Source organism: Holdemania massiliensis AP2, assembly GCF_000327285.1.
Classification (GTDB): Bacteria; Bacillota_I; Bacilli_A; order Erysipelotrichales; family Erysipelotrichaceae; genus Holdemania; species Holdemania massiliensis.
Map to the genome: position 1 here is coordinate 141,248 of NZ_HE998571.1, position 26,100 is coordinate 167,347.

22 protein-coding genes, 1 riboswitch and 1 other annotated feature are annotated in these 26,100 nt (G+C 42.9%); of the genes, 12 read left to right on the plus strand and 10 right to left on the minus strand.

Annotated elements, in window-relative coordinates; genetic code table 11:
* Window positions 1-134: 134 nt before the first annotated feature.
* From BN162_RS16295 to dnaA, 10 genes are all read right to left on the minus strand, one after another.
* Window positions 135-1,130, minus strand: a complete 996-nt coding sequence (locus BN162_RS16295) for a C45 family autoproteolytic acyltransferase/hydrolase (RefSeq protein ID WP_020226199.1) — start codon at window positions 1,128-1,130, stop codon at window positions 135-137.
* A 179-nt stretch (window positions 1,131-1,309) separates the two neighbouring features.
* The gene (locus BN162_RS16300) at window positions 1,310-1,738 is read right to left on the minus strand and encodes an N-acetyltransferase (RefSeq protein WP_020226200.1); all 429 of its coding nucleotides are present in this window, start codon (window positions 1,736-1,738) and stop codon (window positions 1,310-1,312) included.
* Window positions 1,739-1,782: 44 nt separating this feature from the next.
* Complete coding sequence (gene serS, locus BN162_RS16305) at window positions 1,783-3,066, minus strand: serine--tRNA ligase (protein WP_020226201.1); 1,284 nt, start codon at window positions 3,064-3,066, stop codon at window positions 1,783-1,785.
* A gap of 38 nt (window positions 3,067-3,104) precedes the next feature.
* Window positions 3,105-3,306, minus strand: a binding site (T-box leader).
* Between the two features lie 141 nt (window positions 3,307-3,447).
* Window positions 3,448-4,425, minus strand: coding sequence for a helix-turn-helix transcriptional regulator (locus BN162_RS16310; RefSeq protein WP_020226202.1), 978 nt, complete (start codon window positions 4,423-4,425; stop codon window positions 3,448-3,450).
* 286 nt (window positions 4,426-4,711) lie between these two features.
* Complete coding sequence (gene gyrA, locus BN162_RS16315) at window positions 4,712-7,273, minus strand: DNA gyrase subunit A (RefSeq protein ID WP_020226203.1); 2,562 nt, start codon at window positions 7,271-7,273, stop codon at window positions 4,712-4,714.
* A 12-nt stretch (window positions 7,274-7,285) separates the two neighbouring features.
* Window positions 7,286-9,214: a DNA topoisomerase (ATP-hydrolyzing) subunit B gene (gene gyrB / locus BN162_RS16320; protein WP_020226204.1), complete on the minus strand. Its 1,929-nt coding sequence runs from the start codon at window positions 9,212-9,214 to the stop codon at window positions 7,286-7,288.
* Window position 9,215: 1 nt separating this feature from the next.
* A complete protein-coding gene (recF, locus tag BN162_RS16325; RefSeq protein WP_020226205.1) occupies window positions 9,216-10,322 on the minus strand; it encodes a DNA replication/repair protein RecF in 1,107 nt (368 codons plus the stop codon).
* Window positions 10,319-10,522: a S4 domain-containing protein YaaA gene (gene yaaA / locus BN162_RS16330; protein WP_020226206.1), complete on the minus strand. Its 204-nt coding sequence runs from the start codon at window positions 10,520-10,522 to the stop codon at window positions 10,319-10,321. Before yaaA ends, recF begins: the two co-directional genes overlap by 4 nt.
* A gap of 102 nt (window positions 10,523-10,624) precedes the next feature.
* Entirely contained in the window at window positions 10,625-11,746 is a 1,122-nt protein-coding gene (dnaN, locus tag BN162_RS16335; protein WP_020226207.1) for a DNA polymerase III subunit beta, read from the minus strand.
* A gap of 146 nt (window positions 11,747-11,892) precedes the next feature.
* A complete protein-coding gene (gene dnaA, locus BN162_RS16340; RefSeq protein ID WP_020226208.1) occupies window positions 11,893-13,269 on the minus strand; it encodes a chromosomal replication initiator protein DnaA in 1,377 nt (458 codons plus the stop codon).
* Window positions 13,270-13,779: 510 nt separating this feature from the next.
* Here dnaA and BN162_RS16345 point away from each other — a divergent pair.
* The 12 genes from BN162_RS16345 (at window position 13,780) to BN162_RS16395 (ending at window position 25,646) form a co-directional block, all read left to right on the plus strand.
* Window positions 13,780-14,613 carry an HAD family hydrolase gene (locus BN162_RS16345; protein WP_020226210.1) on the plus strand — a complete coding sequence of 278 codons (834 nt, stop codon included), beginning with the start codon at window positions 13,780-13,782 and terminating at the stop codon, window positions 14,611-14,613.
* On the plus strand, window positions 14,607-15,386 hold the full coding sequence (locus tag BN162_RS16350; RefSeq protein WP_020226211.1) for a M15 family metallopeptidase: 780 nt from the start codon (window positions 14,607-14,609) through the stop codon (window positions 15,384-15,386). The genes BN162_RS16345 and BN162_RS16350 overlap by 7 nt, the downstream gene beginning before the upstream one ends.
* 72 nt (window positions 15,387-15,458) lie before the next feature.
* Window positions 15,459-16,253 carry an HAD family hydrolase gene (locus BN162_RS16355; protein ID WP_020226212.1) on the plus strand — a complete coding sequence of 265 codons (795 nt, stop codon included), beginning with the start codon at window positions 15,459-15,461 and terminating at the stop codon, window positions 16,251-16,253.
* A 402-nt stretch (window positions 16,254-16,655) separates the two neighbouring features.
* Window positions 16,656-16,790, plus strand: a complete 135-nt coding sequence (rpmH, locus tag BN162_RS18470; RefSeq protein WP_072685186.1) for a 50S ribosomal protein L34 — start codon at window positions 16,656-16,658, stop codon at window positions 16,788-16,790.
* A 37-nt stretch (window positions 16,791-16,827) separates the two neighbouring features.
* Window positions 16,828-17,166, plus strand: a complete 339-nt coding sequence (gene rnpA, locus BN162_RS16360; RefSeq protein ID WP_020226213.1) for a ribonuclease P protein component — start codon at window positions 16,828-16,830, stop codon at window positions 17,164-17,166.
* A 22-nt stretch (window positions 17,167-17,188) separates the two neighbouring features.
* Window positions 17,189-18,061 carry a membrane protein insertase YidC gene (yidC, locus tag BN162_RS16365; RefSeq protein WP_020226214.1) on the plus strand — a complete coding sequence of 291 codons (873 nt, stop codon included), beginning with the start codon at window positions 17,189-17,191 and terminating at the stop codon, window positions 18,059-18,061.
* 11 nt (window positions 18,062-18,072) lie between these two features.
* Window positions 18,073-18,699, plus strand: a complete 627-nt coding sequence (locus tag BN162_RS16370; protein WP_020226215.1) for a Jag family protein — start codon at window positions 18,073-18,075, stop codon at window positions 18,697-18,699.
* A gap of 286 nt (window positions 18,700-18,985) precedes the next feature.
* A riboswitch (NiCo riboswitch) is annotated at window positions 18,986-19,082 on the plus strand.
* A gap of 114 nt (window positions 19,083-19,196) precedes the next feature.
* Window positions 19,197-20,120 carry a cation diffusion facilitator family transporter gene (locus BN162_RS16375; RefSeq protein ID WP_020226216.1) on the plus strand — a complete coding sequence of 308 codons (924 nt, stop codon included), beginning with the start codon at window positions 19,197-19,199 and terminating at the stop codon, window positions 20,118-20,120.
* A gap of 193 nt (window positions 20,121-20,313) precedes the next feature.
* Window positions 20,314-20,661 carry a BlaI/MecI/CopY family transcriptional regulator gene (locus tag BN162_RS16380; protein ID WP_261797864.1) on the plus strand — a complete coding sequence of 116 codons (348 nt, stop codon included), beginning with the start codon at window positions 20,314-20,316 and terminating at the stop codon, window positions 20,659-20,661.
* The gene (locus BN162_RS16385) at window positions 20,654-22,930 is read left to right on the plus strand and encodes a M56 family metallopeptidase (RefSeq protein ID WP_020226218.1); all 2,277 of its coding nucleotides are present in this window, start codon (window positions 20,654-20,656) and stop codon (window positions 22,928-22,930) included. Before BN162_RS16380 ends, BN162_RS16385 begins: the two co-directional genes overlap by 8 nt.
* A 248-nt stretch (window positions 22,931-23,178) precedes the next feature.
* Window positions 23,179-24,399, plus strand: a complete 1,221-nt coding sequence (locus tag BN162_RS16390; RefSeq protein ID WP_020226219.1) for a peptidoglycan bridge formation glycyltransferase FemA/FemB family protein — start codon at window positions 23,179-23,181, stop codon at window positions 24,397-24,399.
* Window positions 24,393-25,646 (plus strand): lipid II:glycine glycyltransferase FemX, encoded by a 1,254-nt coding sequence (locus tag BN162_RS16395; protein ID WP_244264206.1) that lies wholly within the window; start codon window positions 24,393-24,395, stop codon window positions 25,644-25,646. Before BN162_RS16390 ends, BN162_RS16395 begins: the two co-directional genes overlap by 7 nt.
* Window positions 25,647-26,100 lie beyond the last annotated feature (454 nt).

Below are 26,100 nucleotides of genomic sequence, written 5' to 3' on the forward strand. Positions count from 1 at the left end.
CTCAAGGATTCTGTGAATGATTAATCCTGGTTTTAAGTGATCTTTACAATGTTTCACGTGAAACATTAAGGATTAGAGAATACGCATTGTGAAACAACAAAATTCATCTTTAATCAATCAGGTTAATACCAAAATTAACGATTAAGTCTTTCATCTAGTTTCTTAAATAGTTTTCGTGATGGATTGCCATCACAGAACAAAACAGCTATTTCATTTAGATCATAGATCACTGACCAGACTGTATCGCCGCCTCTGCTGCGATCATATTGGCAAAGAAAGCCTTGTTTTCCACTCAATACCTCCCGCATACAATCTGCACTCAGTCTGTCTGAATGACTTAAGGCTTCCCTGCAGGTTTTTAAGCGGCGATCAGACTCCATATCATCTATATTTATTGGATTATAGGACTTCATGGAATTACTGGTGAATTGATTTACAGCAAAAAGAACAGAATCTGACTGAATGACCTCCACTCTCTTTGCATTGCATTCAACAATCGCTCTATTTCCCTCTCGATCCGCCAAAGTGAATGTTTGTGCTGAGCCGATTCTCATTTTTTTAAGCAATAATATCGCTTCATCGACTGATTTGCACTGTTCTAAAAGAATTCTGACAATCATTCCTGCATTTATACCCAAATGTTTCTCCTTACTGTAAATAAAGGTCATTCCGACAGCCAGACCTTTCTCATTCATCCCATCTTCCATTTCAACAAAACCTGTTGTATTTCCAATGAAAGCATAGCCTGACGCAGGTTGAATAAGGCAATGGGAATACATTGACTGCATGGCTATAAGGAAATCGCTGTTTCTTCCTAATAAAGGATGTCCATTCTCATCAATTCCAGCAATACAGGTACAAAAATTCATTGCAGTATAGGTATACATGCTTAGAAGAAATGTCATTAATGCTTCTTCATTACAACCATTTCCTTCCGCAAGTCCCTCTATTTCTTCCAAAAGCATTGGATATTTTTGTTTATAGATTGGTTTTACTGCGGTGCTGTACTTTTTTCGTTCCTCCGTACTTGGTGGTAATGTGTCTGAAATATTAATTCCCTGTTTGGCAAAATATTTTCCGCATTGAAAACCGATTTCTTTTGGGGTTCCTTTTAAATTCAAATAGTTCATTTTTATCCTCCTGATATCAGGAGCTGGCGCCATCTCCGTGGTTATCATAATCGAATAAAAAATTCTTGTCTATGCTTTAATTTTATTCTTTAGATTTACTCACTCGGATAAAAAGGCCGCATGAATTTTATGTTTCACGTGAAACATTATGATTTTATCAATCAAAGCTTCTATTCTTATCAATAAGATTTCTTCCACCTCATAAGCAACTCTTCTTCCTGTGTTTCTTCCTCTGTTCTCTGTTCAATAACGTTAAAACCTGCTTTATTATAGAATGCGATTGCCTTCTTATTCTTTTTATAGGCACATAAGGTTAATTCATTATGGATTGATTTTGCCAACTGTACCAGAGAACGTCCGATTCCTTTTGATTGAAAGTTCGAATTAACAAATAGGCCTTCAATTTTGTTGCCATTCAATCCCATAAAACCAGTGATAATTCCTTCTTGTTCATCAATAAATACCTGACTCCTCGGCAGCATCTCACGAACTAATCTCAGATTGGATTTCCAATAACTAGAATTAATAAAGGGATGTGCCTGAAGATTACCTTCTAACCAGATCTGAATAACCCTATCCAGATCTCTTTCTTCCATCTTTCTTATCATACAGATTTTCCTCATACAAAAAGGGGAAATCTCCCCTTTTAGCTCTACTTTTTCTCGATTTTAGTCTTTCCGCCCATATACATTCTCAATGGTTCAGGTATATTCACTGTTCCATCGGCATTTAAGTTATTCTCCAGGAAAGCAATCAGCATTCTTGGCGGTGCAACAACGGTATTATTCAAGGTATGCGCAAAGTATTTGCCTTCCTTACCCTGAACACGAATTCCAAGGCGGCGAGCTTGAGCATCACCCAGATTGGAACAGCTTCCAACTTCAAAATACTTCTTCTGCCGCGGCGACCATGCCTCAACATCACAGCTCTTTACTTTTAAATCAGCCAGATCACCAGAACAACATTCCAGAGTTCTTACAGGAATATCCAAGGAACGGAAGAAATCAACGGAATTCTTCCAAAGCTGATCATACCAGTATTTAGAATCTTCTGGTTTGCAGACAACGATCATTTCCTGTTTTTCAAATTGATGAATACGATAAACACCGCGTTCTTCAATTCCATGAGCGCCTACTTCCTTACGGAAGCAAGGAGAATACGAGGTTAATGTCTGCGGGAGCTTCTCTTCATCAATAATCGTGTCGATGAACTTGCCAATCATGGAATGTTCACTCGTTCCGATCAAATACAGATCTTCTCCTTCAATTTTATACATCATATTTTCCATTTCCGCAAAGCTCATAACTCCTGTTACAACATCACTGCGGATCATGAATGGCGGAATGTAGTAAGTAAATCCCCGATCAATCATGAAATCACGGGCATAAGATAGGATTGCAGAGTGCAGTCGGGCAATATCGCCTTTCAAATAGTAGAATCCATTGCCGCTTGTCTTTCGTGCACTGTCCAGATCAATGCCATCGAAAGCTTCCATAATGTCGGTATGGTATGGAATGTCATATTCAGGCACAATCGGCTCACCAAATTTCTCAATTTCCACATTTTCGCTGTCATCTTTGCCAATCGGAACTGTTTCATCAATGATATTCGGAAGAACAAGCATGATTTTTTTAATTTCGGCTGATAGTTCCTCTTCCTTCACTTCTAAATCAGCTAACTGCTTAGCAATATTAGCGACTTCTTTCTTGGCCTCTTCTGCCTTGTCTTTAAGTCCTTGCTTCATAAATCCGCCGATTTGCTTGCTGATGGCATTTCTTTGCCCTCTTAAGCTGTCGCCGTCAGTCTTCGCTTTTCGGAATTGGCGATCCAGCTCAACAACCTTATCGACTAATTCCAATTTTTGATTCTGAAACTTCTTTTTAATGTTTTCTTTGACTACTTCTGGATTTGTACGCAACAAATTAATGTCCAGCATGACTATTTCCTCCTTTTAACATAAAAAAGGCTCGCCCATTCAGGGACGATGCCTCGTGTTGCCACCCTAATTACCAATGTTTCACGTGAAACATCGATCACTTGAATCGTTAACGGCGATAACCGGAAAGGTTCACTTTCACTCCGAGGTGGATTTCAGTACAAATTATCAACAGTTTTCACCATCCACTGTTTCTCTAAAGATAATCATGAACTTACTTGTCCTCATCTACGTTTTAACACCTTCATTTTAATCAAGGGTCATTTTTTTGTCAATGGATAAAACTAAACCGTTGTCATTCTTTCACCTTCTTAATCAGTTTGACCTGATTTTAAGAAAATAAACTTCTTCTTAGTCTGTATTCTCACAAATAAATCTCGTTTAATCAGCAATTTTACGAACAGGCCGAATATATTTCCAAAATCGCTCAGGATTAAAATAGAAATATACGATTCTCCCCGGTGTGATTGTATCGTAACAATATCCTGTTTCCGTGAAATCAAATTCTGCCATGGCTTTTTCAACTTGTTCCTCAATACTGCGGTTTTCCTGTTCATAATTAAATGGTCCATGTTCAAAAACAAGATATTCTGCTTCCGGAATCGCTGTCAACGTCATCAAATCAGGAATATCCCCCTGATAATCAAGAGGAAGGCGAACACCATAACATTCAATGCGAGGAAATCCCCAATCACAGAGTCTTCCCTGCGGATCATTGATATACGCCATCACCTGGCCGCTTCCGCTGTCCGTATCACTTCCACCTTCATCATCCAACTTACCTTTAATACTGTCCAGCAAACCACAAATCGTAGCTTGATCCTGACCTGCAATTAAGCTTTGTTTCTGCCAGAAATCCCAATAACCATTACTTTCATAATTTTTAATGTGTAAAAACTGATGCGCCGGAATTGTGACAAAGTAAATTTTTAAGTCTTCTGTTGTTTTCATCATTCCAATTTCTCCTAATCCTAAAAAGTAGCGGTCGAAGGAATGAATTTTTGTGCGCAGAATGACAGACTTTGGATTTTTTCGATACTGACTGGGTGTGATCCCATACATTCGTTTAAAGGCTCGGGTAAAGGCCTCATGGGAAGAAAATCCATAGCTGAATGCAATTTCAATCATACTTTTCTTGCTGTCACGCACTTCTTTCAATGCGAAAGCCAGTTTTCGATATCGCAGATAATCCCGAAAGACCATACCGGAAATAGCTTTGAATTTCCGTGTCATGTAAAATTCAGAATAACCCAATCGCTGTGCAAGATTATGCAATGTCAGCGCTTCATCCTGATGCTGCTTTATACTTTCATCAATCTCATCCACGATTATCTGAATTTGCTTCTGCCACTCAAACATTTTCATTCTCCTTCCGCTGCTACTCTAATATTATAGAAATTTCAAATCTCTTCTGCTTGATCTGACTTGTCTTCTTTTAGCATTCCATAATTTATTTTTCGATATACGACAGGATAATCTTAATTAAATAATATTCAAACCGTTATTTCTGATTTTATGAATGAATTCACTCATAACTTTAAAATAATCATCTTTCTTATTATATGCATAAAACAAATGAAAAAAAGCTATATTTACAATGAACTATAGCTTTTTTCTAATTTTTAAAATTGCACTCTTTTAATGACTATTCAGCAATATCTTCCGATTCGGAGTTCACCGTTGATTCCGCTTCTAAAACCCCGGCTGTTTCTCCTTCAAGCTCTGAATTGAATTCGTTGTTCTCCGTATCCTCTTCTGTTTCTTCATCGTCTTCTGATTTATAAACGATAGCCACAGTAGAAACGCTCTGGTCATCTTCAACGGAAATCAATTTCACACCCTGAGTATTCCGACTGTACACCGAAACCTTTTCCAGACTGATACGAATGACAATGCCTTCATTCGTCATTATCAGACAATCTTCATCGCCGTTAACCGCACGCAGGAAGACCAGCGGTCCATTCTTCTCGGTCACCTGAACCGTCTTAACACCCTTACCGCCGCGGTTGGTCATGCGGTAATCTTCCAGCTTGGATTTCTTACCATAACCTTTTTCCGTGACTGACAGGATATACTGACCTTCAAAATCAGTGGTCATGCCGATAACCCGGCTGCCGTTCACATTGAAGCCCTTAACACCCGTAGCGGTTCGGCCCATCGGACGAACATCCGTTTCGTTAAAGCGAATCGCCTGACCATTGGCCGCCGCAATCAAAATCTGACTGCTGCCGGTCGTCGGCTTCGCGCTGATCAATTCATCGCCATCGCGCAGATTAATCGCAATCTTTCCTGACTGACGAATGTTTTCAAACTCTTCAATCGGTACTCGTTTAACAATTCCCTGAGCAGTAACGAAGAATAAGAATTTCGCTGGAGAATTCTCCCGTTCCACCGGAACCATCGCCAGAACTTTTTCATTCTTATCGAGATTCAGCAGATTGACAATCGGGATTCCCTTCGATGTCCGGGAAGCCAGCGGAACTTGATATCCCTTAATCCGATAGACTTTTCCCAGGTTGGTAAACATCAGCAGGTAATCATGCGTCATCATCGTCAAGAACTGATCAACAATATCATCTTCATGCATGCTCATGCCTTTGATGCCCTTGCCGCCGCGGTTCTGCAGACGATAGGTATCGACTGGAATCCGTTTGACATAGCCATTGACCGTCATCGTGATCACAACGTCTTCCTGCGGAATCAAATCTTCATCCTGCATATCAATTTCCGCGTCGATGATTTCAGAACGGCGCTTATCATTGTATTTTTCCTTGATTTCCGACAATTCGGTACGAATGATTTCCAGAACCCGGCTATGATTGTTCAGAATATCTTTTAAATCTGTAATCTGTGCCATCAAGCCGTCATATTCTTCTTCAATCTTCTGCCGTTCCAAACCGGTAAGCCGTCTGAACTGCATATCGAGGATCGCTTTTGCCTGGATTTCACTCAGACCGAAGTTTTCCATCAAGCCGTTCATCGCGATCGAAGTATCCTTGGAATTTCGGATCAGCGTGATGATTTCATCAATGTGATCCAGCGCAATCTTCAACCCTTCCAAGATATGTGCACGATCTTCCGCTTTTTTCAGTTCAAAGCGAGTCCGGCGTACAGTGACGTCGATCTGATGATCGAGATAACATTGCAGCACGTCTTTCAAACCCAGCTGACGCGGTGCATTGTCCACTAAGACAATCATATTCACGCCAAAGGACGTCTGCAAAGAAGTCATGCGGTACAACTGATTCAAAATGACATCACTCTGTACATCTTTTCGCAGCTCAATCACGATCCGAATGCCTTCCATGTTGGATTCATCACGCAGATCCGTGATGCCTTCAATCAGCTTTTCACGAACCAAACTGGCAATTTTCTCAACCAGTGCCGCTTTATTGACAACATACGGAATTTCCGTAACAATAATCTGTTTCTTGCCATTGGGCATGTCTTCGACCTGAACCTTGGATCGAATCATGATGGATCCGCGGCCGGTTTCATAAGCCTGCTTAATTCCAGCCCGGCCTAAAATATAGCCGCCGGTAGGAAAATCCGGACCGCTGATGTAGTCTTCCATCAATTCCATGACGGTGATATCCGGATTATCCATGATCGCAAAAACAGCGTCGATGGTTTCACCGAGATTATGCGGCGGAATGTTGGTCGCCATGCCGACCGCAATGCCGGTCGTACCATTGACGAGTAAGTTCGGAAAACGGCAAGGCAGAACTACCGGTTCATGTTCTTCCCCGTCATAGTTATCCATCCAGTCAACCGTATCCTTGTTGATATCACGAAGCAGCTCCATGGAAATTTTGGACATTCGCGCTTCGGTATATCGCATCGCCGCCGCACCATCGCCGTCAACAGAACCAAAGTTGCCGTGACCGTCGACTAATGGATAGCGGTAGCTGAAATCCTGCGCCATGCGCACCATTGTTTCATAGACTGCCGTATCCCCATGCGGGTGATACTTACCGATGACTTCACCGACAATACGCGCCGATTTCTTATGCGGTTTGTCGGCAACAATGCCTAAGTCATTCATGGCATATAAAATGCGGCGGTGAACCGGCTTCATGCCATCCCGAACATCCGGCAGCGCTCGTGCGACAATAACGGACATGGAGTAATCCAGAAAGGATGTCCGCATTTCACTGGAAATATTGGTTGTTTTTATATTTCCATGATTAAAGTTATTCTCATCCATCTATGATCCTCCTTAAATATCTAAATTCTTAACGAAATGGGCGTTTTCCTGAATAAAGTTGCGGCGCGGTTCGACTTCATCGCCCATCAGCATGGAGAATACGGCATCCGCATCCATCGCGTCTTCAATCGTCACCTGAATCAGCGTTCTGACTTCCGGATCCATGGTCGTTTCCCACAGCTGTTCCGGATTCATTTCACCCAGACCTTTGTAACGCTGAATGTTCAGCCGGTCGCCCATTTCCCCTTTCGCCTTATTCAATTCATCATCAGAGTAAGCATAACGAACCTGTTGGCCCTTTTGAATCTTATACAGCGGCGGCTGGGCAATATAGACGAATCCGCCTTCCACGACCGGACGCAAATAACGATACAGGAATGTCAGCAGCAGCGTGCGGATATGCGCTCCGTCGACATCGGCATCGGTCATGATGACAATTTTATGATAGCGCAGCTTGGTGACATCGACTTCCTCGCCTACACCAGCGCCGAACGCTGTGATCATCGAACGGATTTCATTGTTGTCAAAAATTCGGTGCAGACGCGCCTTTTCAACGTTTAAAATCTTTCCGCGCAGCGGCAGAATCGCCTGAAACTTGGAATTTCTTCCCTGCTTCGCGCTGCCGCCGGCGGAGTCCCCTTCCACCAGGTAAATTTCGCAGATTTCTGCGTTCTTGCTGGAACAGTCAGCCAGTTTTCCCGGCAGCGAACTGATTTCTAAAGCACTCTTGCGGCGGGTCAGTTCCCGCGCTTTTTTTGCGGCCAGACGGGCCTTGGAAGCCAGCTGGGCTTTTTCAATGATCAGCTTGGCGCTGTTCGGATTTTCCATCAGGAAGCGTTCCAGCTGCTCACCCAGAATGTTGGATACAATTTTACGCACCTCAACGTTGCCCAGCTTCGTTTTTGTCTGTCCTTCATACTGCGGATCCGGATGCTTGACGGAAATGATCGCCGTCAGCCCTTCCCGGACGTCATCACTCTGCAGACCTTCCTCATCTTTTTTCAGCAGGCCCGCCTCTTTGGCATAATTGTTCAATGTTCGGTTCAGCGCCAGCTTGAAGCCTTCCTCATGCGTGCCGCCTTCTCCGGTGTTGATGTTGTTGCAGAATGAATACACATTCGGAACGTATCCATCATTGTACTGCATCGCAATTTCAACTTGGATGCCGTCCTGCTCGCCTTCTACATAAATGATTTCTTCATGGATCGGCGATTTGTTTTTATTTAAGAATGCGATGTATTCCTTTAAGCCGCCTTCATACAGAAAGGTATGCGTCCGCTTAGCTTCATCTTCCATCCGCTCATCGGTAAACAACAGCTTGATGCCTTTGTTTAAGAAAGCAATCTGACGCAGCCGGTCATACAGAACATCGTGATTGTACGCTACGGTCTCCGTAAAAATCGTGGAATCTGCCTTAAACCGGACTAAGCTGCCGTGCTTGGAAGCATCGCAAGTGCCGATTTGCTTCAGCGGCGCCACAGCCGTGCCGCCATTTTCAAAACGGATGAAGAAGACCTTGCCTTCTTTATAAACCGTCACTTCCAGCCATTCGCTTAACGCATTGACGACGGAAGCGCCGACCCCATGCAGACCGCCGGAAACTTTATATGCCCCGCCGCCGAACTTTCCGCCGGCATGCAGCACGGTGAATATCGTTTCTACCGTTGAAATACCGGTTTTCTCATGAATCTCAACCGGCATGCCGCGGCCGTTATCCTCCACGGTAACAATGTTGTTCTGATCGACTTTCACTTCAATATCTGTGGCATATCCGGCTAAAGCTTCATCAATCGAGTTGTCCACGATTTCCCAGACCAGATGATGCAGGCCCTTTTCTGAAGTTGAACCGATATACATGCCAGGCCGCTTTCTGACCGCCTCTAACCCCTCCAGCACTTGAATGTCATGCGAGGTATAAGAATGCTCTACTGGTTTTTCCATGTTAATTCATGTCCTCCTTCCAAGGTCGTATCTGACCGCTGTCTATTTCTGCAATTTTTGGTTTTCGCGGCAGAAACGGAAGCAGATCCGCAATTTCTGTCGTCGTAATAAACGTTTGAATTTCCGGGGAAATCAAAGAAAAAAGGTTTACCCTTTTCTGTTGGTCAAGCTCCGATAACACATCATCTAAAAGCAGCACTGGCAGCTCGTTGAGCTGATCGGCAATGAAGTCGATCAGGGACAGCTTCCAGGCCAGAACAATCATCCGCCGCTGACCTTGCGAGGCATAGCTCAGCACATCGCGGTCATTGAGCTGAAAGCTCAGATCATCCCGATGAACTCCGCTGGACGTCGTTTTTAAGATCCGATCGCGTTCCCGATTCTCCAAAAGCTTGCGCGCTAATTCTTCACGCATGGCATTCAATTCTGTTTTATCGGTAATCGTATGGTAGGCCGCTCTCACCGTGGCATTTTCTCCTGCCAGCACATTGTATTTCAGGCTGAGATTCGCATTCATTTTGGCGATGAACTGGCGGCGCAAGGCAATCAGGGTCAGCTCCTGTTCGATCATCTGCTGATCCAGAACTTCCAACATTGCCAGATCGATCCGTTCCTGTTTCAACAAACTGTTGCGTTCTTTTAGAAGCTTCATCATCGCGCTTAATGCCTGCATGTACCGCGGGGAAACCTTGCCGATTTCAACATCCATCAGCCGGCGCCTAACCTTCGGCGGCGCCTCAAACAGTTCCAAATCCGAAGGCGCAAACAGCACCGCATTTAGCTTTCCGATGAATTCACTGGATCGGGAAACCGGCTTCTGATGAATCATCAGCGTTTTTCCTTTTCCATGAATCACCGCTGACAGCACCATCTCCGGTTCAGTATTCAGACGGCATTCCGCTTTGCAGAATTCCTGCCCCTCGCGGATCATATCCTGATCCCGCATCGCCCGGTGAGATCGTGTCGTCGAAAGCAGTACGATGCTTTCCAGCAGATTGGTTTTGCCCTGCGCGTTTTTTCCGATGATTACATTCATATGCGGATCCGGAAACAGCTGGCAGGAATCATAGTTTCTGAAATTCTTCAGGCGAATCTGATTGATCTTCATCGTTCGATCGTATAGCGCTTGTCCTCGATACTGATTTGGTCCCCTGGATAAAGCTTGCGGCCGCGGCGGTTTTCAGATTCACCATTGACCTGAATCTTTAGTTCTTTGACGGCAAACTTGGCTTCACCCCCGGAGGAGATCCAATCCGTCATTTTCAGCAGCTGTCCCAGGGTAATGAATTCCGTATCGATTTTGATCATTGTCAGAGTCCTTTCCTGCCTATGGCCTATCTCTTAGATTATACCACAAAAGCAAGTAAAAAGCACCGCCTGGGTGCCTTTTATTTCGTGTTTCAGCAAGTTTTAAGAATACGTTCTGACCGGCAGAACCAGCTGCAGAATCGAGTCATCATCCATGTTGCGGATGACGAAGGGTTTCATCTCACCGCTGAACATAATTTTGATCGTTGTTGCCGATAAAACGCGGATTGCCTCAAAAACATATTTGCCGCTGAATGAGATTTCAAGCGGATTGCCTTCATAAGCGATGATGTTTAAATTTTCAACCGAAGATCCGACTTCCTGAGATTTGCTGGAAATAACGACTTCTTCGCTGTTGGCGCTCAGCTTGACGATGGAGATGCCTTCATTCTTGATAAATGAAGCCCGGTCAATCGCATTGAGCATATCGCGGGAATCCACGGTCAGCTCATGCGCGAATTCTGTCGGAATTAAACGAGCGGTTTCTGGATAAGCGCCGTCGATCAAGCGGGTCTGAATGACGGTTTCACCGATCCAGAACTGAGCTTTTTTATCAGAGACTGCGATCAGGATGCTGCTGTCCTGGGCAATCGTTTTGGAAACTTCATTTAAACTTTTAGCCGGAATCGTAATGTTAAAGTTATTCTCCGAGGTCAAATTTACTATCTTGCGAGCAAGGCGATAACTATCCGTCGCTACGCATTCCAAGCGCTTGCCGCTGCATTTCATATTCACGCCGGTTAAGACAGGTCGGGTTTCCCGATCGCTGGTCGCAAAGGTTGTCTGGCTGATGACTTTTAACAAAACGTCAGCATCCATTTCAAACTGCTGACCTGGGCGGGTGAAATCAATTGCCGGATAATCCAATGCCCGCATGCCGTTGATTCTAAATTCTGCGGACATCCCGCTGATCTTGGTCAGTGAGCCATCGACGATTTCCAGTTCAATTTCATCGGCGTCAATCTTTCTGACAATTTCAAGAATATATTTAGCTTCAATAACGATGGAGCCGGTTTCCTTCACGATCAGATTGGTTTCTTCTTCGTTTCCGCTGAGGGTGGTCTGGATGGAAATATCGGAATCGCTTCCGGTCAGAATAATCGAATCCTGATTCACTTCAATTTTGATACCGGATAAAGCGGGTAACGGAGAATTGGAAGAAATCGCTCTGGATACGGTGTTCAGAGCGGAGTAGAAAACTCGCTTGGAGATTTTGAAATTCATGGTGTACCTCCCTTGTGTTTTTATTTAGTATTTAAGTTCAATACTATTAGGACTGTGGAAAAGTGGATAAAGTTTCAAAAAGCCTTATAATACAGGTTTATTTTATCACTTTTGACGGCGGAAATAAAGTGGAAAGCAGTGGTTAACTAATTCACCTGCATGAGCTTCTCTAATTCGCTGACAGCCTTGCGGTAAACATCGTCGTTCTTTAATCCCTTCTCCACTTTTTCGCAGGCGCTCATCACAGTGGAATGATCACGTTTGCCAAATTCATCGCCAATTTTTACATACGGCATGTCAAGATGCTTGCGGCACAGATACATGGCCATATGGCGGGCTGTGGCTATATTCTTAGTCCGCGTTTTGGAAACCAGCTGCAGTTTTGTTAAGCCGTAGTAATCGGCAACACAGCGGATGATTTTAGAAGCGGTCAAATCGTTTTTGTCAATCGTCTGCGCCTGTCCGCGGAAAGCGGAAACCGCAGTTTTAAAATCGATGCGGGTACTGTTGGAGAAATTGATCGAATAGAACAATAATCGGTTTAGTGCCCCTTCCAGCTTACGCACATCCTGTGAGAAGTTGGACGCAATATAAGCCAGAACATCGTCATCAATAATCGAAGGATCAACGCTTTGTTTTTCCAGCTTGACTTTGAGGATGGCCACGGATGTTTCAAATTCAGGTGAATCCACACCGACGGACAATCCAGAGGAGAAGCGGCTGATCAGACGTTCTTCCAGGCCTTTGATTTCGGTAGGATGCCGATCCGAAGTCAGGCAGATCTGTTTCTTATTGTTGACCAATTCATTAAAGATGTAGAAGAACGTTTCATGGCTCTTTTCTTTGCCGGCCAGAAACTGAATATCATCGACCAGCAGGACGTCCAGGTCATTCATTTCTTCTTTGAATTCCTGAATTTGACCATTTTTAATGGAATTGACGACGGCGTTGACGAAGTCTTCGCTGGTCGTGTAGTAGACTTTTTTGTCCGGTGCGTGTTCGCTGACGTAGTTGCCGATGGCATTGAGCAGATGCGTCTTCCCTAAGCCGGAATTGCCGTAGATAAACAGCGGATTGAAGAACTGACCTGGATTGTAGGCGCAGGCCAGAGCCGCAGAGTGGCTTTCCCGATTGCTTCCTCCGACAACGAAATTATCAAAGGTGTAATCCTGAATCAAATTCGTTGTGTTTAAGCCGGTAATTGCTGGTGCTTTCTTCTTCGCCGCCAGCGGCCGGATTTTCTGCAGCTGACTTTCCATGATGATTTCGCAGCTGATTTTCCGCTCCTGAACTTCGCTGATCGCTTCCTCTACGATCTCTTTGTTCTGCATCATAATCGTTTGTTGGATATATCCGGGCACGACAACCAGCGCTTTCTTTTCATCAAGGTCCATCAGCTTGGAATCGGAGAAAAACTGATTAAAGATCAGATTGTCCAGTTTTTCCTGCTGTTTCCCCTTTTCTAAGATCAGCGTCAGGGTTCGCTTCCAGATATCGGATAAGTAAGAATCCATTACTGTCATTTTTATACAACTCCCATTCGTGGATAAGTTTCCTTAGCACTACTAGTTTAGCTAATTTGTCAGCATTTTTCCACGATGTTTTTCTTCCAAAAAAAGTTTTCCACAGGATAACTCCCCTTAAATCCGTGATTATTGTTTATTTTTACCTAGTTATCCACCACAATCCACATCTTTTCTATTGTGGATAAACTGGGGATAAGTGGATATGGATAACTTTTTTGGGGAAAATGGGGATAAATTCGGAGAATTCGGAAGTTGTCAAGATTTTATCCATATCAAAATAGCCTTTTATAAAAGTGTTTATGACATAATCCACCATTATCCACAACTGTGGAAAACTATCTAATGTGGAATGCGGATTAGGCGTGGATAAAGAATTTTCCACTGCTGAAAAAAGACTGAAAACCCTGTGAACAGACAGAAGCCGCGGTTTTTCCTGTGGATATCTTAGGATTTGCTTAACATTAACGGGATGGTATAATTACACTACGATAAAGTGAGGATTAAAAAATGATACGTTTGATCTTTTGTGATGTTGACGGAACATTAGTTCAGGACAACGAGCAGGGGGATTACACGATTTCTGTGGAAAACCTTCGAGAAATTAACCGCACGGTGAATTCCGGCGTTCACTTTGCCTTAGCCACCGGCAGACCCGCTGACTTTGTACCGCGGACTTACGGCCGGCAGTTCAGCTTTGATACCGTGGCGTATTCCGGAGCTTACGTTACCGCACGTCAGAAACTGATCTATGAAAGTATATTTACGCTGGAAGAAGCCCGGCACCTTCAGGCTTTGCTGGAAAATCAGCCCGCCGAACTGTTATGCATAACCAATCAGAACGATTATTGCTTTGCCGGCCGCAAGTCGGAATATATCGATGAATTCTGTGACCCGGACAACGTTCCGGATAATCGTGAAATTCTGCCCTGGACGCTGGCGGAGCTGGCTCAGCGCAAACCGGCGCAGACTTTTGTATCTCTGGTCATTCTTTGTCATCAGCCGAATACATTAAAGCAGCTGGCTGAACAAGCTTCACGACTGGGCTATGATCCGGTGATGACCCGTCATGACGGCTATTCAATGATGAAACCCGGCGTCAACAAGGCCAGCGGAATTCAGAAAGTCGCATCGCTGGATCATGTACCGTTGTATGAGATTGCCGTTTTAGGGGATTCTATCAATGATTTGGAAATGTTTGAATTGATTGAAGAAAGCTACGCCATGGAGAAAAGTCACCCGGAAATCCTGGCGCGGGCAAAATATATTGTGCATGACGTAGCGGAAGCGCTGCGGATGATCCAGGAAAAAAACCGGGAAGAACAGGAGATGAGCAAATGTTAAAAATGACCAAGATGTTGATTGCCTTCCTGCTGATCGTCAGCGTCGGCGGGTGCGGAAAGAAAGCAAAAACACCCAATGAGGACAATCTAAATCCAACCGAAACTCCTCAATCCCAGGAAACAGCCCAGCCTACTGCCGAGCCGGAGGAAACCCCAGCTTCCAATAATGATGGAAATGAGGGAGATATCGTGATGGAAGTTCCGGATCTGACCAGTCTTGACAGCATTAACCTGATCGTTAACAAACAGCGTCCGTTAGGGGAAGATTACGAACCGGCGGATCTGGTCAAGCCGGATGTCCCGCTGGCCAAATCTTCTGTAACGATGCGTCAGGAAGCAGCCGATGCGATGAAGATCATGTTTGACGCGGCTAAAGAAGACGGTATTTCACTGATGATCGGCAGCGGCTACCGCTCTTATGATTATCAGAAAACCTTATACAACAACTATGTTGCCCGCGATGGCGAGGAAGAAGCTAACCGTTATTCAGCCAAGCCGGGTCAGAGCGAACATCAGACCGGACTGGCAGCGGATTTATCCGGAACCAGCGGCAACTGTTATCTCAAAGGCTGCTTCAAGGATACGGATGAGGGCGTCTGGCTGAAAGAAAACGCCTGGAAATACGGCTTCATTCTGCGCTATCCGGAAGGCAAAGAGGAGATTACCGGATATATCTTTGAACCTTGGCATTATCGCTATTTTGGAACAGAAGAAGCTCAAAAAATCTTTGAAAGCGGTTTAACTGTCGAAGAATATTACAATTTGCAGGATTAGGCTTTTCTTTTCTCATTTCATCTTCTATAATGGGGCTGTTTTCAGGCTGAAAAGGAAGATGAAGGAGGATCTATGAAGAAAAAATGTCTCTTTTTTGATATCGATGGAACTTTGGTGGATGAACACACCCATCAGATTCCGCAAAGTACGATTGAAGCGCTTCACGAAGCTCGCCGTAACGGCAGCGTCGTGTTTATCAATACAGGCCGTCCGTATTCCCATGTTTCAGATAGGATCAAAGAATTGAATTTTGATGGTTACTGCTGCGGCTGCGGCACTGAAATTATGGTTCAGGGAAAAGCGTTGTACCGTCATCAGATCCCCCAGGCTGTTTGCCAGAAGATCAAGGAAAAAGCCGATGTCTGCGAAATTGATTTATTCGGAGAAAACACGCCGACTTGTTATGTCAGTCTGGGTCATGTAAAAAATGGATTTGTGAAATCAATGGAAATTCTGAGCAGCGAAGGTTTTAACAACATTGTGCCGTGGATTGATCATGAGTCTGAATTTGTTAAATTCTGCATCGCTTATGATGACCACAGCAACCTTGAAGAATTCCGTCAGTTTTTAACAGAAATGCATTTTGAGTTTATCGACCGCTTCAATGGATTTGCGGAGATTGTTCCGCAGGCCTGCAGCAAAGCGACTGCCATTGATGTGGTTCGGCAGAAATACAATGTAGAACTGCAGGATTGTTATGTGTTCGGCGACAGCACCAATGATCTGCCAATGCTGAAGCATGTTCCGCACAGTGTTTTGATGGGCAATGGCACGATGTCATTAAAACCGCTGGTCGAAAAAGTAACAGCCCGTATCGATCAGGACGGAATTGCGAAGGCGATGAAAGAATACGGATTGATTCGCTGAATTAAAGAAAATTGAATCTCCAAATAAAAAGTTCCTGATTGTAAATTTTGATCAGGGACTTTTTTTTAGCTTTGAAATCTTTGTGTGGAAATGTTCTGAAGGAAGAAGCAGAGATAGTTCAATAAATAATAAACTCGTGTTAAGCTGCATGAAAATGAAAAATATTTTTTCGCTGACAGCAAGCCTGTTTCAATATACAGTCTTCTCGTTCAGAGATTGAAATACGATAGAAAAAAACGTAAAAACTCAAAAAAGGCTGAAAAGTTCTTTCATTTTTTCAAAAAAGCAGAAATCCAGCATCGAAGTCGAGGGAGTTTAGTTGACTTTTACAGAAAAACTATTGTATAATGTACCAGCAATTGCTCATTATTGTATAAAAAGAACTGGAGGTGGCTCTTTAATATGAAAAGAACTTATCAACCGAGCAAAAGAAAACACCAAAAAGTCCACGGTTTCAGAGCCCGCATGAAAACGGTCGGAGGACGTAAAGTTTTAGCCCGCCGTCGTGCTAAAGGCAGAAAGATCTTGTCGGCATAAAATAGTCACCCACAGGTGGCTTTTTTAATAAATCAAGATGAAGAAAAAATATCGGGTTAAAAAAGCGGATGAATTTCAAACGATTATTGAGCATCGGAAATTTGTCAGCTGTCCTTCGCTGGTGCTGTATGTCAAAGCCCGGAAAGAGGACCAAAGCCGGATTGGCATCTCCGTCGGCAAAAAGTTGGGCAATGCCGTGGTCAGAAACAAAACCAAGCGTCAAGTGCGTATGATGTTCCAGGAAATTTATGATTTTAATGAAAATTTTGACGGAATCCTGATTGTCAGGAAAAAGTTTCTGGAACAAAGTTATTCAGACAACAAAAAAGACTTGGAAAGCCTTATTAAAAAAGTTAAAATAAAGAAGTACGCATGATTATTCAGTTAAGGAGAGTTCAATGAAAAATCGTAAAAAACAGCTGCTTCTGCTGCTGGTCTTCGTCGCGCTGCTATTTCTTGCCAGCGGATGTACGGCTCCGGTAGATCCAGAAACAAAAGAAGTTATTCAAATCACATCAGATACGACGTTTAAGTACATGATGGCTAACGAAAACTGGTTCAGTGCTTTCTTCGTTTTCCCATTATCCAAGTTAATCAACTTCCTGACGCCGTATGTCGGAGTGGCTCTGTCCATTTCCGTTGTTACTCTGTTAGTTCATATCATCACTTTGATCTTCACAATCAAATCGACAGTGATGACGCAGAAGATGCAGGTTATCCAGCCGGAAATGAATCGAATTCAGAAAAAGTATGAAGGCAAGACCGATGAACGTTCGCAGATGGCTCAGGCTCAGGAACTGCAGCGTTTATACAAAGACAACGGAATCAATCCATTTGGAGCTATTATTTCTTCCTTCATTCAGCTGCCGATCATCATGGCGATCTATTTGTCCGTCCAGCGGGCAGAAACCGTCGTCAATGGTACGATGTGGGGCTTGAGTCTGAAAGAAACACCGCTGCATGGAATTATGTCGGGACAGTGGCTGTATTTGGTGATCTTCGTCTTCATGGCTCTTTGCCAGATTGGTTCCATGATGCTGCCGCAGTTCTTGGCGACGCAGAAAGCGAAAAAAGAAGCTGCAGCGCACCATAGAAAATATGAGAAGACCAAACAGCCAGGCGGCAACATGATGATCTACATGATGGTGTTCATCCTTGTCATCTCGATCAACTGGCCGGCAGCCATGACGATTTACTGGGCTGTTTCATCTCTGGTTATGATCTTCAAGACTTTGTTCGTTCAGTTAATCTATATCGATAAAAAATCGTAAGAAGGGACTTTATGAAGAAATACACAGGAAAAACATTAAATGACGTACTGAATGCCGCAGCGAAAGAAAAGGGTGTGTCCGTTGAGGAACTGACTTATTTCGTTACCGAAGAAAAACAAGGATTCCTGGGAATCGGAGCTTCAGTTACTGCTGAGGTTTATGCTTCCTGTGATGTTAAAGAGTTTCTCTTCAATTATATCGGTGAGTTCTTTACTGGCTTGAATCAGGATGTCGAGATCGAAATCTTTGATGAAGACGGCGGTTACCGCATCATGTTAAATGCGGAGAATAACGCTGTGATTATCGGCAAGAATGGTCAGACGCTTCAGGCTTTAAATACCGTTGTCCGCGGTGCTGTAAATTCAGCTTTTCGCAAGCGCTTCTCAATTATGATTGATATCAATCATTACAAAGAAGAACGGTATGAAAAAGTGAAGTCTATCGCCGGACGGATCGCGAAAACGGTGCAGCGGACGAAAGTCGATGCCTCGTTGGATCCAATGCCGAATGATGAACGCAAGGTGATCCATCAGTATTTGGCGGATTGGCCGTACATTAAAACAGAGAGCGAAGGCGAAGGCAGCCGGCGGCATCTGAAAATTATGTACGATCGTACTAAAACGCCGAATAAGAAATAAAGCTTATTTCCTAAAACGGGAAAAATGGTTTGCAGCAAATTAAAATTTAAATGATGAAGAATCGGTGTGGCGAAGGTCATACCGTTTTTTTTGGCTCTTTCAAAATCGTGTTGGCGAGAGAAAAAACGGCTTTATCTGATCGGAAGGGAATCAGAATTTTCTAATGGGAAAAAGCAAGAAAAAGGATGAAAAAGCGTCTCACAAATTTCTTGACAACGGCATAAATATAAAGTAGTATGAAATAACTCTTTGCACTGCATTACATTCGATTAGGAATGCGAGATCAACAGTACAAACTGAGCAGGCGATGAACCGTTGAGGTCATGGGGCCGGGCCATCAAGAGTGGCAGCAGAGCGTAACCTTGCGCATCTGTGGGACAGTTGTATGTTCCACAGGTGCGTTTTTTATATCTGTTTGTGGAATATTCTATCTCCGATGACGTGCTGATAAGAGAACTCATTACTGCCGCATTTGCGGAATTTAGGAGGATTCTTTTATGACAACCAACCAAAAAGCTCAGCCGACAAATTCAAAACAGCGCAGGCTGGATGAAAATCAGATTATCAGAAACTTATCTCTAGTCAGTATCGTTGGAAATACGGTGTTATCCGGAATTAAATTTATTGCCGGATTCTTCGGTCATTCCAGCGCGATGATTTCCGACGCGATCCACTCCTTTTCGGATGTGCTGACTACCGTTATTGCTTATTTTGGCGTTAAGCTTTCAAAGAAGGAAGCCGATAAATCACATCCCTATGGTCATGAACGTTTTGAATGTGTCGCTTCTTTGATTCTGGGAATTTTATTATTGATGACCGGTCTTGGCGTCGGGGCTGCAGGACTGAAGAATATTGCTGCAGGACATTATGATACCTTGGCTGTTCCAGGTGGAATTGCCCTTCTGGCTGCGATAATCTCCATCATAGGCAAAGAAGCCATGTTCTGGTATACGCGGCATTATGCTAAACAAATCAATTCCAACGCGTTTATGGCGGATGCCTGGCATCATCGGTCTGACGCCTTTTCTTCGGTTGGATCGCTGATCGGAATTGCGGGTGCAATGTTGGGTTATCCTGTGCTGGACAGTGCAGCCAGCGTGGTAATCTGTCTGTTCATCTTGAAGGTTTCTTATGATATTCTGAAAGACGCGCTTACAAAGATGCTTGATACTTCCTGTGATGAAGTGTATGAGTCAGAATTACGCGAATTTATTGAAAGTCAGCCGGATGTCCTCGGTGTCGATGTCCTTCACACACGGATGTTTGGAAATAAGGTTTACATTGATCTGGAAATTAAAGTGGATGGGGATATGCCTCTGCGTGAAAGTCATGCGATCGCGGAACAGGTTCATGACCAGGTCGAAGCCATGTTTACAGACATCAAACATATTATGATTCATGTGAATCCAACAACCCATTAAAAGTTTAGACTCTGCAGAAAAGATCTTGTTTCCGCAGAGTTTTTTTGTAGGTTGATTGTTTTCAACGTTCTCCTTTCTTAACAAAAAGGAAGCCTGAATTAATATTGACAATTGTCAAGAGTAAAGATATGATTAAATTGACAAATGTAGAGGTGATAAGAATGAATAAAGAAAAAAACTTCCGGATACGGAATTGGAAGTCATGACTGCAATCTGGCATTGTGAGATTCCTGTAAAAACCGCCGAAATTGCTCGTCACATCGACCGTGATTGGACGATGTCCACAATTCAGGCCTTATTAGCCCGTCTGGAAGAAAAGGGATATGTTAAGGTGATGAAAGAGGGGAGGTTAAAGACTTATGTCCCGCTGATCAGTGAGGAGGAATATCGTGATCAGGAAACCGTTCGGTTTTTTGAACGTTTTCATCGAAAATCTGTACGCAGTTTATTCATGACACTGGTAAAAAATGAAAGTCTGACAGAAGCAGATCTGCAGGAACTGGAAGCCATGATCCAAAAGGAAGAAAATCGGTATGACTGAGTTGTTGAGTCAGGTGATTGAAGTTTCGTTTTCGATGTCTTTTCTCATCCTGATTCTGATTCTGTTTTCAAAAGTAATGCATCAGCGATATCAAGCTTCAGTAACGGTTCTGGCATGGCTTGCGATTGCACTGCGACTGATTCTGCCTTGGAATATTTCACTGCCTGTACCGGCCATTACGATCCCTGTACCCCAGGCGGTTGTCCAGCTCCACACCTTTATTTCACCGATTGTTGAAAACTCTGAACAGCCTTCTGAATCAGAAGCACCCGCTCCCTTGTCAAACCCAAGACCTGTTTACGAACAGCCTTCGTCAAATCGGGAACCTGTTGTTGATTCTTCCGGATTGACAATTTCACTGATTCAGATCCTGGCCGGGATTTGGTTCGCGGGCATTTTTATCTTTGTCTTCCGCTTAATTTCAGATTATCATCGCGTAAAAAAACTTCTGTTTGTTCACGGACAGGTTATATTGCCGCAAAGTCCGCAAGGTCGGCTTTTGAAAAGTCTGTGCCGAAAATTAAGCATCCGAAAAGTACCAGTCTTAATTACAAGCCGCTCCGCGCCTACACCGATGGCAATTGGCTTGATTAAGCCTTCTATCGTTATTGCTCCCGAACTGATCAATCATGAGAATCTGGATCTGATCTTAACCCATGAGCTGATTCATCTCAAACAAAAGGATTTATGGAAGAAAGTCATATTGAGTATGGCACAGGCAATTCATTGGTTTAATCCTTTCGTCTGGCTGATGAACTATCAGGCTGAGAATGATATGGAAATGGCTTGTGATCAACGTTTGTTAAAAGGTCAGCCAAAAGAAGTCCGGGCAGTCTATGGTCGGATGCTTGTCGATGTGATTCGGCAGACACGCTTGCCGATGACCACCTTCTCAACCCGTTTTTCATCGGGAAAGCCGCTGAAAAAACGCATTCAGGCTCTATTTGATTCCTCACGGAAGAAAAAGGGCAGCGTAATCTTAGTCCTGATTTTACTCAGTACGGGTATGGGTTCCATGCTGGTTGCCTGTCAGACTCAGGCCCAGACCCCAGAGCCAGAAGAACAATTACTTCAGATCAGCAGAAATGAAGAAGCAGCGGAAATGATGTTTGAGAGTGAAGATAAACAAGCTTTAGCAGTAATGCAGAATTTAATGGATTCTATGACTGAATTTGATGCCTGGAAAATCAATTATTTTGATTTGAAAATACACTATAATGGACAAGATTATTTAGCTTGGACAAACCCAAACTGGTTATATGTGAAGAATGATTTAGAGCAGGTAAGCTATACTGATGATCCATATGCGCTGTATGCATTTTACGATTTAATTGGCTATGAGCAACCAGAAATTCAAATTGGGGAGTTTACACTCAATTTGATCGAAGGAAATATCGAAAAGATTTCAATTCCAGATATTTCAAAAGATCTTCAGCCTGCTAAAGAAGTTAATTGGGCATGGGTACAGCCTAATCAGTATACTTATTTTAATGTTTTTTCTAATTTGAAAGGTGAATATGTCGAAGTAGGAATCAGTACTTGGATGCATCAAAATCCGGACAGCGCGAAGAATCCATTATTTACGATAATTGTTAATCCAGGAGGCGCATTGATCAATGATGCTTATTATTTTTTAGAACCAATTACGGTATGTTTTTATGAAGGCAATCTAGCTAGTATTGATCAATGGTTAGTGAAATTGGATCGAGATTATACCAGCATTATTCGCGAACTTCTCCAAAAGTTGAGTGAAACAGGATCACATTTTGAAAGTCTTGAAGAAGAAGCCCAATTGAAAAAGGAAATCTATAACCAGAGTGAAATATACACGTCAATTATTGACCCTATCTTCGATGGCCAAAAAACAAGCTATGAAATACCACAGATGAATTTACGGATTATTGTAGACGGTATAGTTCCAGCCGATGTTTTTATGATCTATGATCAATTATCAAAAAGTGTTGGATTCCAATATATTGAATGGCCAATTGACAGGATACGCAACTATAACAATGGTGGTATTTATGGTGATGGCTATTATCTTTTCAAGATATTAAGTCAAGAAGATTTAGACTATGATGGGCCAGAGGAAATTTCGGCAGAGGAAATTTATCGATTTAATGAAGATAAAATAGTGTGTCTTGTCAATGATCTGGATATGATGTTGTCTCAAGAGTCAATTAATTATCTTCAAACTTTGGGTTATTATCCTATAAATGGACAATCTTTATCTTTGATAGAACATTTAACATTTGAGAAACTTCACTGATAAGGAATGATAAAAATCATTAGAAACGATAGAATCAAAAAAGAATGGGCAACTGTTCTTTTTTGAAAACCTAAAAACAGGATTTTATACGGAAAATCATTACAAAAAGCGGAGGATAAGCAAAATTGGATTTGACAAACAAACGCTACAATTGTAGACTGATGTTAGAACTACATGTGTAGACTCTAAGCTTATCCGATCATTTTGACAAACTGATCGAAGTTCAGGGAAAGAAAGAGAGAATGATTATGATTGCAGATGAATTTGTTTTTGATGAACATCCCAAACCGCAGGAGATCGAAATCTTTCTGGAAGGACATCCGCAAAACAATCTGCTTCAGCATACTTGCTGGAGTCAGGTAAAAGAAAACTGGGCAATGAAGCAGGTTGTCGTCCGACGCGGCGGCACAATCCGGGCCTATGCCATGATTTTAATTCGGCCGCTGCCGTTGGGATTGAAGTTATTCTATATCCCGCATGGACCGATTGTGAATTATCAGGATGAAGCTTTGATTCGGTTTTTCTTTACGAAACTCAAAAAACTGGCTCGCCGCAGCCATGCGGTTACAATTCGCTTTGATCCAAATCTGATTGATCGAACTTATCCGTATGCCAAACGCAATGAAGAGCGTGGTGATCATCAGCAGGGAAATGTAATTCAGCTGCTGAGTACATTGAAGTGCAAACATAAGGGATATACTTTATACTTAAAGGAAGCGACACAGCCGCGTTTTCAGGCCGTAATGCTGCAGGAAAATATGAGTTGGGAGGCATTGAATGCCAAGACGCGCCGAAGCATTCGGCATGCGGAGAAATGTGGAGTTATGATTCACGAAGGAGAAGATCAGCTGAATCATTTTGCGGAAGTCATGAAGCTGACAGAACACCGTAAAAAAATTCATCTACGCAGTGCGGAATACTTCAAACGATTGATGTCTTTATATGGAGAAAGAGCCGTTCTGATGACCGCAAGTCTGAATTTGAAACAACGGCATAGGGAAATCACTGAACTGTTAAGAGAACTTCAGGAAAAATCCCATGAATTAAATAAGAACGAAAAGGAGCAAATTGTTAATTTAAATCGCGAACAGGAGTTCCTGGAAGAAAAAATGCAGGAAGGCGCTTCAGAAGTGACGCTGTGCGGTCTTCTGGCTTTGATTCAGGATGATCAGATGGAAGTGCTGTATGCTGGAACACACAGTGAATATCTGACCTACCGCGCCCCATATTTAACGCATTGGAAACTGTTTGAAAAAGCTCAAAAGATGGGAATTCGCCGTTGTAATTTGGGTGGAGTTGAAGGCACTTTGGATGATGGACTCAGTGTTTTCAAAGGTAATTTCCCGGTTCAGATTGAAGAGATGATCGGAGAATTTGAAATTGCGGTCATGCCGGTTCTATCCCTTCTGACCAATCAGGGGATTACATGGTTGAAAGCTGTGCGGCGATGGAAGGTGAAAAAATGTTAAAGCTGATAGAACAGGAAAAGCCTGAACCTTTTGATCGCTTTGCTTCGGCAGGAAAAATTCCGCATTATTCAAAAACCCATTTTTACGGAGATCTTTGTATGAAACAGGGAATTGAAGTCCAGCGAATATCCGCACGGGATGAACAGGATCAAATTGTCGCCACGGCTTTGATCCAATGGGAAAAAATTTGCGGTATTGAATATGGTTATATTTGTTATGGTTTTAATTTAGATTATACAAATTCTGAAACGTTGGGTTTTTTTGCTAAAGAATTAACTCGCATTGCCAGACAGCGGGGTGCTGCTTATCTGCGCATGGAATTGAATGTTCCGCGGTTAGAGCATGAAAAAGATGGTCAGGTGAAGATCGGCGGATTCAATAATGAAAATGTTGCGGCATGGATGGAAACTTGTGGCTATAAACATCTTGGATATACCTATGGATACAGCGGCAACCGCATGTCGCGGTTCACTTATTGTCTGAATCTGGATCAGCCGTTGGAAAAAATCCGCAGACAAATAAAGCATTATGCATCTTATCAGAAAAAGAATATTCAGCGTGCGGTTAAGGTACAATTAAGCGATGAACAGGATCTTTCAATTCTTGTAGAAGCGGAGCGTGAATTAGCACATAAGCTGCATTTTTTGCCGAAAAAAGCGAAGGATTTCCGTCAGCTGATGGAATGCTTTCCCAATCAGGCAAGACTGTACGTGGTCAGCGCTGATGTGGATCAGGCATTAACGAATCTGAAAAAGCTGCGCAGCGAGCTTATTAAGCAGCGTGAAACGTTGGTGAATCCGCAGCGCCTAGAAGAAAATCAGAAACAAATAACAGCTCTGGATCAGGAAATATCGGAATTAATCCATGATTATCAAGGGCAGGGAGAAATCAAACTGGGAGCAAAACTGATTATTCAGCAAGGTGAGCATGTGTATAACGTGAATATGTATACAAAAAAGATTCTGCCAAACTTCCGCGCGGCCTTCGCTCTGCACAGCGCAGTTATTGAAGATTGTTGGCAAAGAGGGGCGAAAACTTATGATTTTGAGGGCGTATCGGGAGCTCTGAATCCGGATGATCCCTATTATGGCATCCATGATTTTAAAAAGAGTTTCGGCGGTGATTTTATTGAATTTCTGGGAGAGTTTGACTGGATTGGTGATCCAAAACAATATCAGAAAGCACTTCAGCTGCAGCGTTGGCGCAGAAAGCTGCGGCGAGGAGCAGCTCGTTTGCTTTATCGCTGATTTATCTTGATCAAGGTGAAAAGATAAAATCTAGGAAGTTCTAAGTCCTTTGAAGAGAACTATTCTCCATAATCCCAGTTAATCCAATACGAGATAACTTAAGTGCTTAGCCATTTTCTTCATTCAAGCTTATATCCGTCAGCTTGCAAGCATCTAAAGGTCTATCAATTGATAAAGTGTGAAACGTTAAGAATTTCACACTTTTTAACTGACCTTTGATAAAAAAATCAAGCTCCGTATTAACTTAGAATAAAAGTAAGCTGAGTATAAAATGAAGCCTATCTGTTTTTTCTTACACAGTCAGATGTGATCAAGGTTCTTTATAGCCTATCATCACCAGTGATATTTTCAACTGTTTTCTTGAGCCTGATTTTATCTTTCTTTAGAGATTTGAATAAACGTTATATGTTTTGCCTGGATGTCATAGAATAGAAAAAAATGGAAGAAAAAGTAG

Excerpts from the sequence above, each read along its gene's own strand:
- BN162_RS16295 (WP_020226199.1), bottom strand. The coding sequence starts at position 1,130 with ATGAACTATTTGAATTTAAAAGGAACCCCAAAAGAAATCGGTTTTCAA.
- BN162_RS16300 (WP_020226200.1), bottom strand. The coding sequence starts at position 1,738 with ATGATAAGAAAGATGGAAGAAAGAGATCTGGATAGGGTTATTCAGATC.
- serS (WP_020226201.1), bottom strand. The coding sequence starts at position 3,066 with ATGCTGGACATTAATTTGTTGCGTACAAATCCAGAAGTAGTCAAAGAA.
- BN162_RS16310 (WP_020226202.1), bottom strand. The coding sequence starts at position 4,425 with ATGTTTGAGTGGCAGAAGCAAATTCAGATAATCGTGGATGAGATTGAT.
- gyrA (WP_020226203.1), bottom strand. The coding sequence starts at position 7,273 with ATGGATGAGAATAACTTTAATCATGGAAATATAAAAACAACCAATATT.
- gyrB (WP_020226204.1), bottom strand. The coding sequence starts at position 9,214 with ATGGAAAAACCAGTAGAGCATTCTTATACCTCGCATGACATTCAAGTG.
- recF (WP_020226205.1), bottom strand. The coding sequence starts at position 10,322 with ATGAAGATCAATCAGATTCGCCTGAAGAATTTCAGAAACTATGATTCC.
- yaaA (WP_020226206.1), bottom strand. The coding sequence starts at position 10,522 with ATGATCAAAATCGATACGGAATTCATTACCCTGGGACAGCTGCTGAAA.
- dnaN (WP_020226207.1), bottom strand. The coding sequence starts at position 11,746 with ATGAATTTCAAAATCTCCAAGCGAGTTTTCTACTCCGCTCTGAACACC.
- dnaA (WP_020226208.1), bottom strand. The coding sequence starts at position 13,269 with ATGACAGTAATGGATTCTTACTTATCCGATATCTGGAAGCGAACCCTG.
- BN162_RS16345 (WP_020226210.1), top strand. The coding sequence starts at position 13,780 with ATGATACGTTTGATCTTTTGTGATGTTGACGGAACATTAGTTCAGGAC.
- BN162_RS16350 (WP_020226211.1), top strand. The coding sequence starts at position 14,607 with ATGTTAAAAATGACCAAGATGTTGATTGCCTTCCTGCTGATCGTCAGC.
- BN162_RS16355 (WP_020226212.1), top strand. The coding sequence starts at position 15,459 with ATGAAGAAAAAATGTCTCTTTTTTGATATCGATGGAACTTTGGTGGAT.
- rpmH (WP_072685186.1), top strand. The coding sequence starts at position 16,656 with ATGAAAAGAACTTATCAACCGAGCAAAAGAAAACACCAAAAAGTCCAC.
- rnpA (WP_020226213.1), top strand. The coding sequence starts at position 16,828 with ATGAAGAAAAAATATCGGGTTAAAAAAGCGGATGAATTTCAAACGATT.
- yidC (WP_020226214.1), top strand. The coding sequence starts at position 17,189 with ATGAAAAATCGTAAAAAACAGCTGCTTCTGCTGCTGGTCTTCGTCGCG.
- BN162_RS16370 (WP_020226215.1), top strand. The coding sequence starts at position 18,073 with ATGAAGAAATACACAGGAAAAACATTAAATGACGTACTGAATGCCGCA.
- BN162_RS16375 (WP_020226216.1), top strand. The coding sequence starts at position 19,197 with ATGACAACCAACCAAAAAGCTCAGCCGACAAATTCAAAACAGCGCAGG.
- BN162_RS16385 (WP_020226218.1), top strand. The coding sequence starts at position 20,654 with ATGACTGAGTTGTTGAGTCAGGTGATTGAAGTTTCGTTTTCGATGTCT.
- BN162_RS16390 (WP_020226219.1), top strand. The coding sequence starts at position 23,179 with ATGATTGCAGATGAATTTGTTTTTGATGAACATCCCAAACCGCAGGAG.
- BN162_RS16395 (WP_244264206.1), top strand. The coding sequence starts at position 24,393 with ATGTTAAAGCTGATAGAACAGGAAAAGCCTGAACCTTTTGATCGCTTT.